This is a genomic window from Rhodococcus sp. OS5, assembly GCF_056837585.1.
This window is the reverse complement of record NZ_CM166368.1, coordinates 5,720,298-5,737,056: the sequence shown is the minus strand read 5'-3', so window position 1 is coordinate 5,737,056 and position 16,759 is coordinate 5,720,298. Positions and strand designations below refer to the sequence as shown.

At 61.5% G+C, this 16,759-nt stretch carries 15 protein-coding genes; 12 read left to right on the top strand and 3 right to left on the bottom strand.

Annotation, left to right across the window (positions count from 1 at the left end):
• Positions 1-59 precede the first annotated feature (59 nt).
• From ACVZUB_RS26875 to ACVZUB_RS26835, 9 genes are read left to right on the top strand one after another with little or no spacing between them, the layout of a single operon-like run.
• Positions 60-734, top strand: a complete 675-nt coding sequence (locus ACVZUB_RS26875; RefSeq protein WP_064688361.1) for a hypothetical protein — start codon at positions 60-62, stop codon at positions 732-734.
• Entirely contained in the window at positions 727-2,106 is a 1,380-nt protein-coding gene (locus ACVZUB_RS26870) for a glutamine synthetase family protein (protein WP_019745640.1), read from the top strand. Before ACVZUB_RS26875 ends, ACVZUB_RS26870 begins: the two co-directional genes overlap by 8 nt.
• Positions 2,107-2,126: 20 nt before the next feature.
• Complete coding sequence (locus ACVZUB_RS26865) at positions 2,127-3,212, top strand: Zn-dependent alcohol dehydrogenase (RefSeq protein WP_019745639.1); 1,086 nt, start codon at positions 2,127-2,129, stop codon at positions 3,210-3,212.
• Positions 3,190-3,948, top strand: coding sequence for a gamma-glutamyl-gamma-aminobutyrate hydrolase family protein (locus ACVZUB_RS26860; RefSeq protein ID WP_244993401.1), 759 nt, complete (start codon positions 3,190-3,192; stop codon positions 3,946-3,948). Before ACVZUB_RS26865 ends, ACVZUB_RS26860 begins: the two co-directional genes overlap by 23 nt.
• Positions 3,935-5,425 (top strand): amidase, encoded by a 1,491-nt coding sequence (locus ACVZUB_RS26855; RefSeq protein ID WP_064688363.1) that lies wholly within the window; start codon positions 3,935-3,937, stop codon positions 5,423-5,425. Before ACVZUB_RS26860 ends, ACVZUB_RS26855 begins: the two co-directional genes overlap by 14 nt.
• The gene (locus tag ACVZUB_RS26850) at positions 5,422-6,906 is read left to right on the top strand and encodes an aldehyde dehydrogenase family protein (protein WP_030536461.1); all 1,485 of its coding nucleotides are present in this window, start codon (positions 5,422-5,424) and stop codon (positions 6,904-6,906) included. The genes ACVZUB_RS26855 and ACVZUB_RS26850 overlap by 4 nt, the downstream gene beginning before the upstream one ends.
• 15 nt (positions 6,907-6,921) lie before the next feature.
• Positions 6,922-8,403 (top strand): flavin-containing monooxygenase, encoded by a 1,482-nt coding sequence (locus ACVZUB_RS26845; protein WP_029256439.1) that lies wholly within the window; start codon positions 6,922-6,924, stop codon positions 8,401-8,403.
• Between the two features lie 5 nt (positions 8,404-8,408).
• Entirely contained in the window at positions 8,409-9,284 is an 876-nt protein-coding gene (locus ACVZUB_RS26840; RefSeq protein WP_020971038.1) for an NAD(P)-dependent oxidoreductase, read from the top strand.
• Positions 9,285-9,294: 10 nt separating this feature from the next.
• Complete coding sequence (locus ACVZUB_RS26835) at positions 9,295-10,185, top strand: phytanoyl-CoA dioxygenase family protein (protein WP_030536462.1); 891 nt, start codon at positions 9,295-9,297, stop codon at positions 10,183-10,185.
• A 186-nt stretch (positions 10,186-10,371) separates the two neighbouring features.
• Here the strand turns inward: ACVZUB_RS26835 and ACVZUB_RS26830 are convergent, their stop codons facing one another.
• Positions 10,372-12,000 (bottom strand): 4-hydroxyphenylacetate 3-hydroxylase family protein, encoded by a 1,629-nt coding sequence (locus ACVZUB_RS26830; RefSeq protein WP_003939685.1) that lies wholly within the window; start codon positions 11,998-12,000, stop codon positions 10,372-10,374.
• Between the two features lie 11 nt (positions 12,001-12,011).
• Positions 12,012-12,581 (bottom strand): flavin reductase family protein, encoded by a 570-nt coding sequence (locus ACVZUB_RS26825; protein WP_007729773.1) that lies wholly within the window; start codon positions 12,579-12,581, stop codon positions 12,012-12,014.
• Positions 12,582-12,854: 273 nt separating this feature from the next.
• On the opposite strand from ACVZUB_RS26825, the gene ACVZUB_RS26820 reads away from it, so the two are divergent.
• Positions 12,855-13,793: an AraC family transcriptional regulator gene (locus ACVZUB_RS26820; protein WP_482627910.1), complete on the top strand. Its 939-nt coding sequence runs from the start codon at positions 12,855-12,857 to the stop codon at positions 13,791-13,793.
• Here the strand turns inward: ACVZUB_RS26820 and ACVZUB_RS26815 are convergent.
• The gene (locus ACVZUB_RS26815) at positions 13,790-14,560 is read right to left on the bottom strand and encodes an IclR family transcriptional regulator (protein WP_003939932.1); all 771 of its coding nucleotides are present in this window, start codon (positions 14,558-14,560) and stop codon (positions 13,790-13,792) included. The two genes, ACVZUB_RS26820 and ACVZUB_RS26815, sit on opposite strands and share 4 nt — an antisense overlap.
• A 199-nt stretch (positions 14,561-14,759) precedes the next feature.
• Here ACVZUB_RS26815 and catA point away from each other — a divergent pair, with 199 nt between their 5' ends.
• Positions 14,760-15,599: a catechol 1,2-dioxygenase gene (gene catA / locus ACVZUB_RS26810; protein WP_003940427.1), complete on the top strand. Its 840-nt coding sequence runs from the start codon at positions 14,760-14,762 to the stop codon at positions 15,597-15,599.
• A gap of 29 nt (positions 15,600-15,628) precedes the next feature.
• Positions 15,629-16,750: a muconate/chloromuconate family cycloisomerase gene (locus ACVZUB_RS26805; protein WP_482627909.1), complete on the top strand. Its 1,122-nt coding sequence runs from the start codon at positions 15,629-15,631 to the stop codon at positions 16,748-16,750.
• Positions 16,751-16,759: the final 9 nt, after the last annotated feature.

Here is a 16,759-nt window from a genome sequence, read left to right as displayed (position 1 = left end):
CCTCTCTGACGCGCAACCAAATCGCTTGCCCCATGCCCCGAAACTGGAGGGACCACCCCATGACCGACATCCGAGAGCGGGTGGATACAGATCCACCGCGACCCGATGAATCCCATACCCGGTGTGCGCCCGACGTCGCCGTCACGATGGAGTTCGACCCACCCCCGTTGGTACGAGCTGTCGTGACCCGCCTGCGCGTTGCTCTCGATTCCGACTCAGGCAGGAAAGCTCTCGAGGCAATGCCCCCCGAGGTCGACCTGCAGTCGACCAGTGATCCGCAAAGCGCGCGATTGACTCGAACAGCAACCGGCGTGCACGTCAGTAGCCCCGAGGGGTCGACAGTTCCGGTTGTCGGAATCAGCGTCGACGAACTGGCGATATCCGAGGACCAGCCCCTGGCGGGCACTGCGAATGTTGCCCCGTTAACCCCTCTTATCGAACCAGAGCCACCGACGCTGGACATCGCAGCGTGTGAATTCTGGGAGAAAGCTTCGGGCCTGCCTGGAATGCCCGGATTGTCATTGGCTGCTCTCGACACGGGCGCAGCCGTGCACGTGGGGCCGACAACGGATGCGTATGAAATTCACGGCCTCGAGATGGATCTACGTCGACTGCTAGCGGGTTTCGAGTTGTTCGTCTATTCCCTGCGCGCAGGGAAGTTCTACATCAAAGGCACGAACCGACAATTGTCGGTCGTCGCGGGAGCATCAATGAAGGCGGTCCTCCATGTCTGACACGACGAACCTCGGTGAATGGATCGGCAACAATTCCGTTCGCACGATTCGCGCACAAACCGTGACGTTGGATGGTGCCTTGGTCGGAAAACATCTGTCACCCAAAAAGTTTGAGTCCGGAGCGCAATCGGGCTGGGGATTCGCTGATATCGCCCTCGCAGTCGATCTCGGGAACACCGCTCAGCTCGGATTCGATTTCGGTGATTGGCGCGGTGAGATGCACGACGTCTTCCTTCGTCCCGACCTTACGACTCTGTCAACCGACGCATCACTACCAGGTCTCGCCACGGTGATGTGTGATCTGGTCGATCAACACGGGGCACCGCTTCCGGTGTGTTCGCGATCCACGCTCGCACGTGTGGTCAAAGAGCTTGCCGAGCTTGGATTTACAGGTAAGGCGGCCGTGGAGATCGAGGCCACGGTGTTCGAAGAGTCGATCGAGCAGGCCCGCGAACAGCGTTTCACGAACCTGCATCCACTCGGCGGTACCCAGGGCGCGATCTACCTGTTGAGCAGATCACGGGACTACACGACGCTCATGGACGCAATAGCTGACCGCATCGAACGGGCCGGAATCCCTTGGGAAGGCTGGGCAGACGAGTCCGCGCATGGCCAAATCGAAGTAAATCTCCCACCGACCGACATTCTCACCGCAGCGGACTGGTACGTACGAACGAAGCAGATCATGCGGGAAGTCGCCTACGAGCACGGTCGCACCATCACCTTCATGGCTCGGTGGTCGCCGGACCAGTTCGGGCAGGGCGCTCACATCAACCTTTCGCTTCAACAGGACGGACGGAACGCCTTCTTCGATGAAGTTGAGCCCTCGCGCCCGTCGGAGACGATGCGGAACTTCATCGGTGGCGTCCTCGACACAATGGCGGCGGCCAGTTCTTTCCAGTATCCGACCGTGAACTCATACCGCAGAATCGCAGAATTCGACGGACCTCCCACCACCGTCACGTGGGGTGTTGACAACAAGAGTGCGGCCGTTCGAGCCGTCTGCACGACCGAGAAGCTCTCTCGTGTCGAGTATCGCGTCCCGTCGGCGGACGTGAACATCTATCTGTCGATGGCATCGTTCCTTGCCGGCGGTCTGATCGGTCTGCGCGATCACAGCGATCCTGGCCTCGAATGCACCGTCATGGCCTGGGGATTGCCGCCGGGAACCCCGAAGTTGCCAGCCAGCCTCTCTCGAGCGATCGCGGAATTGAGTGGCGATGTAAACCTGACGGAGGTTTTGGGGCGAGAGCTGGTGGAGTACTGGATCGGCACGCGCCGGTGGGAATGGTTGCAGTTCTTCACCACTGGGGGAGACCCGGCCGCAGGAGTCTCCGACTGGGAGCTCGAACGCTACTTCGAGCACGTCTGACAACGAGGACAGGTCTGAAGATGAAAGCAGCAATACTGAACGCTGCCCCTGGTCGGCTCGAGTTCGAAGAACTCGACATCGACGTGGCCGGACCTCGAGAAGTTCGCATACGTACAGCAGCCGTCGGGCTGTGTCATACCGATCTGCACTACGTGGACGCGCTCTGGCGAACAGAACTTCCGGAGGTGCTCGGTCACGAGGCATCGGGCATCGTCGAATCGGTTGGGTCAGACGTCACGGCTGTAGCGCCTGGCGACCACGTCGTGACGTGCATGACAGCTTTTTGTGGCCGATGCCGATACTGCATTGCAGGTCGACTCACCCTCTGCTCCAATCATTCCCGCCTCCGCTCGCGGCCCCAGCCGGCGTTGACGACCAAGGCCGGGCGCGCAGTGGGACGAATGGGTGGCATCGGTGGATTCGCCGAACAGATGCTCGTGCACGAGAACAGCGTCGTCCGCGTCGACGATTCGGTACCTCTCGATCGCGCGAGTTTGCTCGGGTGCGCCACCATCACTGGCGTCGGGGCGGTCTGGCACAGTGCTCGCATCGAACCAGGGTCGTCGGTTGCCGTCATCGGTTGTGGAGGCGTGGGGCTTTCGGTAATTCAGGGCGCCCGGCTAGCCGGCGCGGCCCGGATCATCGCGATCGATGTGGACCAGCGAAGTATCGATCAGGCTCTTCGAGTCGGGGCGACTGCGTCAGTGAACGCGGCTGAGATCGAACCAGTCGACGCCGTACGCGCGTTGTGTCCGGGTGGGGTGGACTACTCATTCGAGGCGATCGGCCGCAGAGTCACTGTCGAGCAGGCATTCTCGATGCTCGCTCCCGGCGGAGTGGCCACGGTCCTCGGCATGGTTCCTGATGACGAGCCGCTGCGGATCACAGCGTCGGAATTGTTTTTCCAGGAGAAGCGATTGCAAGGCTCCCTCCTCGGGTCGAACCAATTCCCGACCGATATTCCGCGATTGGCCGAGCTGTACGTCCAGGGCCGACTCGAACTCGACGAGATGATCTCGTTGCGAGTCCCCTTCGGCGAGATCAACACAGGAATCGCAGCGCTTCGTGAAGGAGGGGTGAATCGTGTCGTCGTCGAATTCGCCTGAGCGTGCGCGTCGCCCATTGATCGGAGTGACCGGTCGGCGCTCGAGCGCGGAACGCCTGGCCGTCGAACCTCGGTACCGCCCTCTCGAGTTCGACATGCACTACTCTGATTTTCCCACCCGGCTGTCGTCCGAAGGCGCCCTGGTCGTCCAAATTCCCTATGAGGCAAGCGGAATCGACCTGATTGAGCGGCTCGACGGAATAGTCATCTCTGGTGGGCAGGATGTTCACCCCGAAACACTGGGTATCGACGCCGCGCCCACCGACCCGGACAGTGACCCGCGTCGAGATGCGTATGAGATCGAATTAATATCGGGTGCAGTAGAACTCGGTACTCCACTGCTGGGTGTCTGTCGCGGGATGCAGATGCTGAATGTGGCATTGGGAGGCACGCTCGTGCCTGATCTTCCGACCATAGACATCAACCACAAGTCACCAGGACTGGGCATAGCCGAGGAGACCCACCCCGTACGGATCGCCACTGATTCGACGGTGTTCGAGATATACGGCGCACACGTAGAGGTCAACTCCTTGCACCACCAAGCAGTGGACCGGCTCGGCCCGGGCCTCACTCCCAGCGGGTGGGCTCCGGACGGTGTCGTCGAAGCGGTGGAGATGCGCGGGAGACCGATCGTCGGCGTCCAATGGCATCCGGAATGGCGCCGGAAGGACCCCGTCTTCGCATGGTTGGTCCAGGTCGCTCTCGCGCGAAAGGAAGTGCTCGATGGAGTTGCATGAATACTCGGACATGGACGCCACGGATCTGAAATGTCGACTCGACCGGAAAGAAGTAACCCCTGCTGAAGTGCGCGAAGCCGCACTAGCTGCAATCTCCCACGTCGACACGCACCTCGGTGCCACCGTCGGTCCTCCACTCGACCCACCACCGACGTATTCCACATCCGGTCCTTTCAGCGGAGTTCCGTTCGCGCTCAAAGATCTCCTGTGCACTGCGGCGGGGATAGCGAACGAGAACGGTAGCGCAGCAACCGCAGGCTATATCGCCACACGTGACTCCGATCTGATGGCTAGGTGGCGCGCTGCCGGACTGTCCGTGACCTGTCGCACTGCCACACCAGAATTCGGATTCAGCGCAACGACGGAATCGGCAGTGAACGGTCCTACCCGCAACCCCTGGAACCCACAGCGGGTCGCCGGTGGATCCAGCGGTGGCTCCGCGGCGCTCGTTGCCGCCGGGGCCTTGCCGTGGGCGCACGCCAACGACGCCGGCGGATCCATAAGAATCCCTGCCGCACTGTGCGGGGTGGTGGGACTCAAACCGACCCGCGGGCTCGTTCCACCCGGCCCGGATTCGGATGAACCGCTCTTCGGCCTCACGACTGAGTTCGCGGTCACCCGGACAGTTCGCGACGCCGCCGCGTTGATGGACGTAGTGCACGGCAGCGCACCGGGGGACCGGTACTTTCAGCCGCGTCGAAGCCCCGGCCACTACAGCCGAGCAGTCGGCCGGCGACCGAAAGGCCTCCGGATCGCTGTGTCGACCGAATCACCCGGCAGTCGTCACGCTGCGGACCCCGCCGTGACAGCCGAGGTGATGCGCATCGCGCGCTTGCTCGAACAGTTCGGCGGCCACGTCGAGAATGCGGCACCAGATGTTGACCCCGAACTGTTTCGGGATCTCAATCTCACTTTCTGGTCTGCGTCGATCGCAGAGTCCATGCGCGCACTGACCGGAGTACGCGCCATCGAGGACATGTACTCCTCGCTGGAGAGCTCGACTGCCGCCATGGTTCGTCACGGATTCACCGTGGAATGGGCGGACATCGCCCGCGCCCGCCGCTACCAGAATCACCTGACCCGTGGCACGGCGAGCTTCTTCGAATTCTTCGACCTCACTCTCACGCCCACCACACCGACGACCGCCTGGCACGTCGGCGAACTCGACTCCAACCGGCGGGGTATCACCGCCGGCGAGTGGGTGGACACCTTGGCGAAGTACTCGCCCTTTACTGCCATCTACAACGTCACGGGCCAACCGGCTATCTCCATCCCCACAGGAATGTGTGACGGACTGCCGATCGGAGTGCAGCTCGCCGCAGCTCCCGGCCGTGACGATCTGTTGCTTGCCGTGGCCGCGCAACTCGAGGAAGCCGTCCCATGGGCAGGCCGCGTCCCACCGATTCATGCCGGCAAGCCGCTCCTCCCAGAAACGGAAAAAATGCCGACCCTCTACTCGGAAACGGAACGCACATGAACACCCGCGAGGAATGGACACGATTCGCGACGTCAATCGAAGCACCATCGGCTATGTGGCTGAACGGTCAATGGTTCAACGGTGACGGGAGTGAGCGCCACTATGTCTTGTCCCCGCATAACGACACCGTCGTAACCAGCGTCCCGCTGGCCACTCACGCCGACGTCGACAGAGCCGTCGAAGGTGCTCGCGCGGCGTTTCTCGATGGCCGGTGGGCGAGGATCAGTGCGCACGAGCGTGGTGCGGTACTGCAGCGGTGGGCAGAGCTCGTCTACGAGCACCGCGACGAACTCGCTGCGCTCATCACACTCGAGATGGGTAAGCCGATCCAGGTGGCACGTGATATCGAGCTGCGCGCCGTCGAGAACACCTTCCGCTGGTATGGAGAACTGGCTGACAAACTCTACGACGAGTCGCCACGCGGCCTGATCGATGCGGTCGCGTTGGTGAGCCGTGAGCCGGTGGGGGTGGTCGCGGCGATCACCCCATGGAACTTCCCACTCACTCTCAGTAGTTGGAAGATCGCCCCTGCGTTGCTTGCAGGCAACAGCATGGTCATCAAGCCCGCTACACAGTCACCGTTGTCCTTGCTTCGCTTGGCTCAGCTGGGTTCGGCTGCAGGACTTCCCGACGGCGTGCTGCAAGTTGTCACAGGTAGCGGTGGACAGGCCGGAGCTGCCCTTGCTCGCCACAACGGCGTCGACTGTCTCACCTTCACCGGATCACCGGATGTCGGCAAACAGCTGCTGATCTACGCGGGTGAGTCGAATGCGAAACCCGTTCATCTCGAACTCGGCGGCAAGAGCCCACAGTTGGTATTCGCCGATGCTCCGGACCTCGCCGTTGCAGCGCGCACCGTGGCGTGGGCAATTACCTTCAACGCCGGACAGATGTGCACTGCAGGTGCTCGCTTGTTGGTCGAGGAAACGATCGCGGATCAATTCGTCGCCGAGGTGGTTTCGGAAATCAAGCGCTGCACTGTCGGTGACCCTTTCGATCCCGATACCCACATCGGGCCCGTCGCGAGTCGGGCGCATCGCGCGGACGTCCTCGAACACGCGAGAACTGCTCACACAGAAGGCGCAACGCTCGCCCACGGTTCGCTGCAGGAACGAGCAGGTTCGGGGGCGTACCTGGATCCGATCGTGTTCACCGATGTTCAGGCCGAGCACCGCCTGTTCATCGAAGAAGTTTTCGGACCGATCCTCGCAGTCACCCGTTTCACTGACGACGCTGACGCCGTCAGGTTGGCTAACGCCACACCGTTCGGTCTCGGAGCGGGGGTGTGGACGTCGAATCTCACACGAGCCCACCGGCTCACGCGCGAAATCGACGCAGGTCTTGTCTGGGTGAACTGCTACGAGGAAGGGGATCTCTCCGTCCCCTTCGGCGGTCGCAAACTCTCAGGCCACAGTGTGGACAAGAGCATCCATGCACTCGACAAATTCACGTCGACGAAGTCGACGTGGATCCATCTCTGAACAAAGGCACAGCACATGTCATCACGGGTCAACGACGGCCACATCGCGATCATCGGAACCGGGTTTTCCGGGCTGTGCATGGCGATCGAACTGAAGAAGAAGGGCATCGACGACTTCGTCCTGTACGAACGCGCCGACGATGTCGGCGGAACCTGGCGCGACAACACATACCCAGGGGCAGCCTGCGATGTGCCCAGCGTGTTGTATTCCTACTCCTTCGCTCAGAACCCGAACTGGACCCGTATCTTCCCGCCATGGTCGGAACTGCTCGACTATCTCAGATCTGTTGCTGCGCAGTATGATTTGCTGCCGCACATTCGCTTCGGTGTCGAGGTCTCCGAAATGCGGTTCGACGAGGACCGGCTCCGGTGGAACATCCAGTTCGCATCCGGCGAATCAGTGACGGCGGCCGTTGTCGTCAACGGCTCAGGGGGCTTGAGTAATCCGTACATCCCGCAGCTACCCGGACTGGAATCATTCGAGGGTGCCGCATTCCACTCCGCCAAGTGGCGACATGACCTCGACATGTCGGGAAGGCGTGTCGCGGTGATAGGTTCCGGCGCCAGTGCGATCCAGTTCGTCCCCGAAATCGCCCCGCACACCGAGACCCTGCATGTGTTTCAGCGATCACCCAACTGGGTCATGCCACGTGGTGATGCCGCGCTGTCGCCCGCCACCCGCGAAAGATTCTCACGGCGTCCTTATCGTCAACGGTGGCTGCGATGGCGGACCTACTGGGCATTCGAAAAGCTCGCCAGCGCCTTCCTCGGAAATCGCAAACTCGTCGAACAGTACCGATCCCAGGCGCTCGCCAATCTTCAACAGCAAGTGCCGGATTCGGACTTGAGGCAGAAGGTCACCCCAGATTACGATCCCGGCTGTAAACGTCGCTTGATATCCGACGACTGGTACCCCGCGCTGCAACGGGAAAATGTGCACTTGAACACCTCGGGGGTTTCCGAGATCCGCCCGCATTCGATCATTGACTCAGAGGGAGCGGAACACGAAGTCGACACCCTGATCTTCGCGACCGGATTCCAGGCAACCAGCTTCCTGGCACCGATGAAAGTATTCGGCCGCGAAGGAGTCGAACTCTCCGACAGTTGGCGCGAGGGCGCCGCAACAAAGCTCGGGCTTGCATCCGCCGCGTTCCCGAACCTGTGGTTCCTCAACGGCCCGAATACCGGTCTCGGTCACAACTCGATCATCTTCATGATCGAAGCACAAGCCAGATACATCGCTTCGGCAGTGCAGTACATGCGCCGAAAAAGTATCTCTGCCCTCGAACTCGATCGCACCGTCCAGACAGGCAGCTACGCCGCCACCCAAGAACGCATGCGCCGAACTGTATGGGCATCGGGTGGCTGCGACAGCTGGTATCAATCCGCTGACGGTCGAATCGACACCCTGTGGCCGGCCAGCACAATCGAATACTGGTTGCGCACCAGGCTATTCCGCAAGTCCGACTTCCGTGCACTGACGACAGGCAAAGGATGAACAACATGGACGTATCAATACTCGGCACCGGCTTGATGGGAACAGCTCTCGCTCAGGCGCTCATACGCAGCGGGACAAAGGTGACGGTGTGGAATCGAACCGCCGACAGAGCGTTACCCCTCGCTGCGGCTGGAGCCACAGTCGCCGAATCTCCACAATCTGCGATTGCGGCCAGCCCGCTAATCGTCATCAGTCTCCTGAACTACGAGATCGCCAAAGATGTCGTTACAGAAGCAGATTCGATTGCCGGAAAAATCATCGTCAACACCGCAACCGGTACGCCGGAGGAAGCGAACCAGTTCGCCGAGTGGATCGCAGGGCGAGGCGCTCGGTACCTCGACGGAGCCATAGCTGCATACCCGGAGGACATCGGAACCGAAAGTTCAGGGATCAACTATTCCGGAGACGAGGACGTGTGGGAGGACGTCCAGAGCCTTCTGACACCCATCGCCGCCCAATCACGATATGTCGGAGCCCGTCCCGGTGCCGCCAACGTGATCGACGCGGCCATGGCAGGCGCATTCTTCAACGTCGCGCTCGGTGCCTTCCACGAAGCAGCAGCGTACGTGCGGTCCGAGGACGTCGCGATCGCGGAGATGCGCCACAGTTTGCACCTGTGGACCGACAAACTTCTCGAACTCCTTCACGAAGCACTCAAAGCGTTCGAATCCGGAGAGTACGAGACCGATCAGGCAACCTTGAACGTATACGCAGCCGCAGTAGAAGCCTGGCAACAATCGATGCAGCGAGCAGGCCAACGCGCCGCTCTGATGACGGCGAATCTCGACAACTTGCAACGTGCATGCGCAGCCGGGCACGGGGACAAGGGCATCTTCGCCCAAATCGAAACACTCTCCGCCAACCCTCAATCCGCAATCTAAGGAGACATCAATGACAACCATGGCCAATCACCTCACCGCCCTGCCCTCGACAACAACAGTCGACGAGATCGTCGACGTGATCCACCGCGACGGCGGTGTCATCGTCGAAGATTTCCTCGACACCCCCCAGCTCGACGAGCTGCGCGCCCAACTTGGCCCCGTCCTTGAAAGCACCGGCTACGGAGAAGACGAATTCTTCGCCGGAACCCAAACGCGAAGAGCAGGAGGGCTGTTCGGTCGGATCGACCTCATGCCCGAGATCGCGCTCCACCCGCTCTACTACGGGGCCGCCAAGAAGATCCTTCAGGTGCCCCTGTCCGTCTGGGTCGGAGACGACCAGATCGAAATCACGCCTGATATCCAGATCGGTGTCACTCAGGCAATCGAAATCCACCCAGGGCAGGGTGCCCAGCGTCTCCATCGAGACGACACGAGCTTTCTGTGGCGCCACCCCGACTACGGACGCGAGGGCCGACTGCAGATCATGGTGGCGGTCAGCGATTTCACAGCAGAAAACGGCGGCACCCTCGTCATACCCGGAAGCCATCGGTGGGACGACCAACGAGGCCCGAAACAAGCCGAAGCGGCGCCGACCGTAATGCGGGCCGGTGCTGCCCTCATCTGGACCGGTTCTACGTACCACGGCGGTGGTAACAACTCGTCCGAGGCGCCACGGACCGGCTTGACGATGGCATTCGACCTCGCCTGCTTACGTCAGGAAGAGAACCAATACCTGTCAATCCCGCGTGAAAAACTGCTTGATCTTTCCGAAGAGGTACAGCGACTGCTCGGCTGGGGGTCCGGAGCGAACCTGATGGGTTACGTCGAACGGGGCGGTCAGATGATCGACGCACACGTTCTCCTCGAAAACGGCGCCGTCGAACTCCCGACTGCCCGCTGAACCCTCGATCCTGCACGTCGCTTGCCACCCGCAACCCAACTCGCACAGTAGTTTCTGGGTTTCGAATCGAGAAACATATCCGTCATGGGCGTACTCCAGCTGATTCACCTTGACATCGTGTGTCTCAGGTCAGGACTAGGCAATTGCCTAGTCCTGACCAAGGGTGCAGTATTCGTACCGCGTGAGCTACCGGTTCTTGAAGAACGAGACGTCGTCGTTGCCGATGAGGTCAGGGACCGTCCAGCCGTCGAGGTCGTATTCACTCAGGCACTGCTCGGCCAGTCCCTTCATGGAACTTGCGTGTCCACGATTCTGGGCTGCGAACAGCAGTTCCGCTTTGACGTTCTCGTGATTGCCGGAGTAGTTGCGCTCGTAGAGTTCGTGTCGGCCGCCGAACTCGGTCCCGATCGAATCCCACAGCGCCTTCATGACTTTCACGCGGTCGACGGCGGTGATGCCGTCGGAACCGCGAACGTACTTGTCGAGGTACGGACGCACGTCCGGGCTCTTGAAGTCGAGTGAACTCGAAGGCAGGTAGATCAAGCCCGACGCGACGTCCTGTTCGATGATCTCCTTGATCCGCGGGTACCCCTGAATCATGAACATTCGATAGGTGAGGCCGTACTCGAGCTTCGGGATCACCGAATCGCCGACCCACTGTTCGGGATCGCGTGCCATCGATTCGGTCAACGACCAGAAGAGGTTTCGCCACCCGATCACCTCACCGACACGGGTCTGGACTCCGCGGAAGCCGCCGGCGCCGGTGGCTTCGAGTGCCTTCATCAACAGTCCGGCGATGAAGTCGAGTTTGACGGCCAGGCGAGTGCAGCCCTGAAAGGTGAAGCGCGGCAGGAAGCCCGATTGAGGGAAGAATGCGTTGATCCGGTCGACGTCGCCGTACATGAAGACGTTTTCCCACGGAACCAACACCTTGTCGAAGACGAAGATGGTGTCGTTCTCGTCCATGCGACTCGACAGCGGATAATCGAACGGACTGCCCATCACCGCAGCATGTTCGGTGTACGAGGTGCGGCAGATCAGCTTCACACCCGGCGCGTCCATCGGTACCGTGCAGATCAGGGCGAACTGCTTCTTCTTGATCGGCAGACCGTAGTGAGCGATGAAGTTGTAGTTCGTGATCGCCGATCCGGTGGCGACCACTTTGGCGCCGCTGACGATCAAACCTGCGTCGGTTTCCTTCTCCACCTTCATGAAGACGTCGCCGACTTCGTCCGGTGGAAGTTGGCGATCCACCGGGGGATTGATGATCGCGTGGTTCCAGTACAGAACCTTCTCCTGCGATTCGCGGTACCAGCGTTCGGCGTTGTCCTGGAACGGTGCGTACAACTCCTTGTTGGCGTGGAGGGTTCCCAGGAAACTTGCCTTGTAGTCGGGGGAGCGGCCCATCCAGCCGTAGGTCATACGTGCCCACGTCGCGATGGCGTCGCGTTCCTTGAGCAGATCAGCCGAGGACGTCGGAGTGCGGAAGAACGGCATGGTGACGCCGCCGTTGCCCGTGTCCGTCGGAACGGTCAGGGCGTCCACGTGCTCGCCCGTATGTAGAGCGTCGTACAGCCTTGCGGTCATGCGGATCGGATTCCGGAACGCGGGGTGCGTCGTGACGTCCTTGACGCGATCACCGTGAAGCCAGATCTCGCGACCGTCCTGCAGGCTCGAGATGTACTCGTCACCGGTCATCGGTCGGGTGGCGAAGTTCTTCGTGCGGTTGGCTTCGCAATCGGCGGCCGGATTGACCTGTGGCGCTCCGGAATCTGCGGGATCGACGCCGGTGGGAGGAATTTCGGTGGTCGTCATGGCAAAGCCTTTCAGATCGTTTGGGGTGCGGGCTGAAGATGAATCGGGGTGAACGAAGTGGTGGCGTCGAACCAGCCGCTGTGGGGGTCGTCCTGACTTCCGTTCCAGACTGTGGTCGACGAGGTAGCGCCTAGATCGTGAAAAGTGCTTCGGTAGAACAGAAGCGGATCCTTGCCACTCGACTGAGCGTCGACGATCTCGCCGATGAAGATGATGTGGTCACCGCCGTCGTACTCCCTCCACGGGACGCACGAGATGGTTGCTGCGGCGCCGTCGAGCAGGGGAGCGGTCGGTCCGTCGATCCACCTCGGCTCGGTGCGCTGCGGTCGGCCGGCAAAATGCATGGCCGTGTCCACTTGGTCGGAGGCAAGGATGTTGACCGCAAACGGCGCGTTGCCGAGGTAGCCGCACGCCTTGGACTTGCGAGTCATCGTGATCTGGCACAGCCGTGGTTCCAGGGAAATGGCCGTGAATGCGGTGACCGTGGCTCCGTGTGGTTGACCGTCGGCATTGGTACAGGTGATGACGGTGACGCCGCTCGCGAATTGACCGAAGATTCCTCGAAGCTGATTTTGTTCCATGACCGGACCTCCTTGTCGGATGGCGGTTGAGTGAGAGTGCCGCGAAGTGCGGGAGGGAAGTAGTGGGCGACTCGCGCCGGGAGTGAAGACGAACGTACGGCGGGCGCAGGCTTCGGTCGATCCGTACAGCGCGGTGGCTATCCGGATTGCGCACCCGATCGCGGCCCGTACCCGTTTTCTCTTGGAAGTGACCGGGGACACAGTGTTCAATGATGTTCAGCGCCCTTGCTCGGCAATGTGGCTGGTCACGGGTTTGGAAGGTGAAGAAGGACGATGGTCGACTCCATGATCGGTACAGCTCCCCGCGACTGGGACGAGGCGTGTCATGCGGTTTCGGACGCCTACTTTCCGCACACGCTGACGCCGTTGTCTCGGCATGCGGCCAGTGGAGTCGGGGTGTGCACCACCGAGTTGGGACCGCTGAGGATCGCTCATATTCGGTGGGGAGCTGACGTCGCCGTCGAATCCGATCATCCCGGTGCCTATGGGGTGAACATCCCGCTCTCGGGCGAGCTCGAGTCGGTGTTCGGGGGCTCGCACGTGCTCTCGACGCAGGGTGTTGCGACGGTATGTCCACCCGACATCACGACGAGAATTACGCGGTGGAGTGCGGACTGCGAGATCGTCGGAGTCCGGATGGACCGTCAGTACCTCGACGGTGAGATGGAAAAGGTTCTCGGTCGACCCGGAATGCACTTGCCTGATCAGGTGGATCTTCGGGGCGACGACGGAGCCAGATGGCTGAAATTTGTTCGCTCACTGTCGGATCAGATACTCGGCCCGGTCGGCGTGCTGCACAACGAACTGGTGGCAGGTCAGCTCTCCGGCGCCGTGGTCACGGCATTCGTCCTTGCCGCAATGCCCGAAAGCGAGGACGCGGTGCGACACGCCAGGCCACGCATCGTCAAGCGGGTGCTCGACGAGATGCACGACGACCCGGCCCGCGTGTGGACCGCAGCTGAGATGGCGGAGGTGGCGGGCGTCAGCGTACGGAGATTGCAGGAGGGATTTCGGCAGTACGTGGGCCGGAGTCCGTCGGAATGCCTGCTCGACATCCGTCTCGAGCGGGTCCATGCAGATCTGGTGGATGCCGACGACTCGACGACGGTCACCGATGTCGCTGTGAGATGGGGTTTCACGCACACCGGACGGTTCGCGTCGTCGTTTCGGCGTAAGTACGGATTGCTGCCTTCCGAGGTGTTGAGGCGCTAGCTTCGGTACCCCATGTCCGCGCTGAGTTGGTTCGCCTTTTCGACGAGGAAAGGCGCGACGTCGGCGCGGAAAGCTTCCGGGGATGTTCGTCCGGCCGAGGTCGAACACGCTGTCACTCCGACGACGCTTCCACCGGCGTCGCGGACGGGAGCAGCGAGGGAAATCAGGCCGTCTTCCAGTTCCTCGGACGTGAGTGCGTAACCCTGCTCGCGCACCACCCGGAGGGCGGTATGGAATGCGCCTTCGTCGGTGATCGTGGTGGGCGTGAGGGCGTCGAACGTGGAGTTCGCGATGACGTTGTCGACGATTTCGGTTGGCGCCCAAGCTAGCAGGGCTCGACCCATGGAGGTGGCATATGCAGGCACTCTGGTGCCGACGCTGACGTTGATGCTCATGATCCGCCGGACGGGTACACGCGCGGCGTAGACCACGTCGACACCGTCGAGCACCCCGAGCGACGCCGACTCGTGGGTGTGTTCTGCGATCTCCAACAGGCGAGGGAGCGCCGCCTCCGTCAAGGCATGTGATGCCGAGAAGTGCTGCCCGATGCTCAGAACGCGTGGGGTGAGCGACCACCGACTGTTGTTGCCGGTGACGTATCCGAGCTTCTGCAGCGTGAGGAGGATGCGCCGGACCGCTGGGCGGGAGAGACCCGTTTCGGCGGCAAGATCGGCGAGCGACGGGTTGGGGTTCTTCTCGTCGAAGGCCGTCAGCACAGCAAATCCACGCTCGATGCTCTGGATGTAATCGCGATCGTTCTCGCTCACGGAATGGCCTTTCATCTGCGGGTATGCCCGATCGACGCCTTCGAAGGTTGACAAACCTTGTGACTGGGCGCACAGTACAAGCGTACGCACAGCGTAACAGAGGTACGCAGAGCGTACAACCCAAACTTGGGGAGCCGACGCAGCCCAGCAGTACGGCACCCACCCGGTAACAGCCACATACGGCCCCGAGGAGGACCACATGACCACTTCCGAGAGCCCCACCGCAGTAGGTTCGGGTACTGCCGCCACCGACAAGTTCCTCCAGGAACGAGTCAGCGCGGACACCCCGCCCGAACGCGTCTCGGCCATCGCCAAGGACGTGCTCGAGGCACTCGCAGGCGTCATCGACAAGCACGGCATCACCTACCCCGAGTACCGCGTCCTCAAGCAGTGGCTCATCGACATCGGCCAGTTCGGCGAGTGGCCCCTGTGGCTGGACGTCTTCCTCGAGCACAACGTCGAGGAGGTTGCGTACCGCGGCCAGCACGGCACCAAGGGAAGCATCGAGGGCCCGTACTACGTTGCCGATGCCAAGACGTTGCCTGCCAAGTGTGAACTTCCGATGCGTGACAACGAGGTTGGATCGAAGCTGGTCTTCGAGGGCCAGGTTCGCGATCTCGACGGCAAGGGGTTGGGCGGTGCAACCGTCGAACTCTGGCACGCGGACGACGAAGGCTACTACTCCCATTTCGCGCCGCACATCCCCGACGGCAATCTCCGCGGAACGATCGTCGCCGACGACGAGGGACGCTTCGAGATCACCACGATTCAGCCTGCGCCGTACCAGATCCCGACCGACGGCCCCACCGGCTGGTTCATCGAGAAGGCCGGCTGGCACCCGTGGCGTCCGGCTCACCTGCACCTCATGGTGAAGGCTCCCGGTAAGCGCACCATCACCACCCAGCTCTATTTCAAGGATGGAGAGTGGATCGAGAACGACGTGGCAACGGCGACGAAGCCCGAACTGATTCTCGATCCGAAGCCAGGTGCCGACGGAACCAACCGGGTCACATACGACTTCGTGCTCGATCCGGCCTGATCCACAACTGCTCTGAAGAAAGTGATTTGATGACAGACCTGTCGATCGTCTCCATCGAGACGACCATCCTCGACGTTCCGCTGGTTCGCCCCCACAAGTTCGCCACCACGTCGATGACGGCGCAGCCGTTGTTGCTGGTCGCGATTCGCACCTCCGACGGGGTGATCGGATACGGCGAAGGAGTCGTTCCGGGCGGGCCGTGGTGGGGTGGCGAATCGGTGGAGACGATGCAGGTCATCATCGAGAAGTACATCGCTCCCGTGGTGGTCGGCAGGCGCGTGGATCACATCACCGCGATCATGGCCGACATCGAAAAAGTTGTTGCCAATGCACGATTCGCGAAGGCCGCCGTCGACGTGGCGTTGCACGACGCCTGGGCGCGTAGCCTGGGAGTCCCCGTGCACACGCTCCTCGGCGGGGCTTTCCGCGAGAGTGTCGACGTCACGTGGGCACTGGGTGCTGCGCCGGCGGACGAGATCATCGAAGAAGCTCACGAAAAGCTCGAATCCCGGCTCAATTTCAGCTTCAAACTGAAAATGGGAGCACTCGATCCGGCGGTCGACGTCGCGCGCATCGTCAGCATCGCGCAGGCGCTGGAAGGCCACGCCGGAGTCCGTGTCGACGTCAACGCACGGTGGGATCGCTTCACTGCCCTGCGGTACTTGCCGCAACTCGCCGAGGGTGGAGTCGAACTGATCGAACAACCCACTCCGGCAGACCAAATCGAGGTCCTCGCCGAACTCAGTAGGCTTCTACCGATTCCGATCATGGCCGACGAGAGTGTGCAGACCCCACACGACGCTCTGGAAATCGCCCGCCGGAGCGCCGCCGATGTCATCGCCCTCAAGACCACCAAATGTGGTGGCCTCCAGCGCAGCCGCGACATCGTCGCGATTGCCAAGGCCGCCGGTATCGCGTGCCACGGTGCGACGTCCATCGAAGGCCCGATCGGCACCGCCGCTTCGTTGCACTTCGCGTGCGCCGAGCCCGGAATCAACTTCGGAACAGAGCTTTTCGGCCCACTGCTCTTCAGTGAAGAGTTGCTTCAGGAACCCCTGAAGTATTCCGAGGGCCAGTTGCACCTCCCCGCCGGACCTGGCCTGGGAGTCGAACTGAACATGGACGCCGTCAAGACCTGGACCAGGAACTAGAGGATAGAA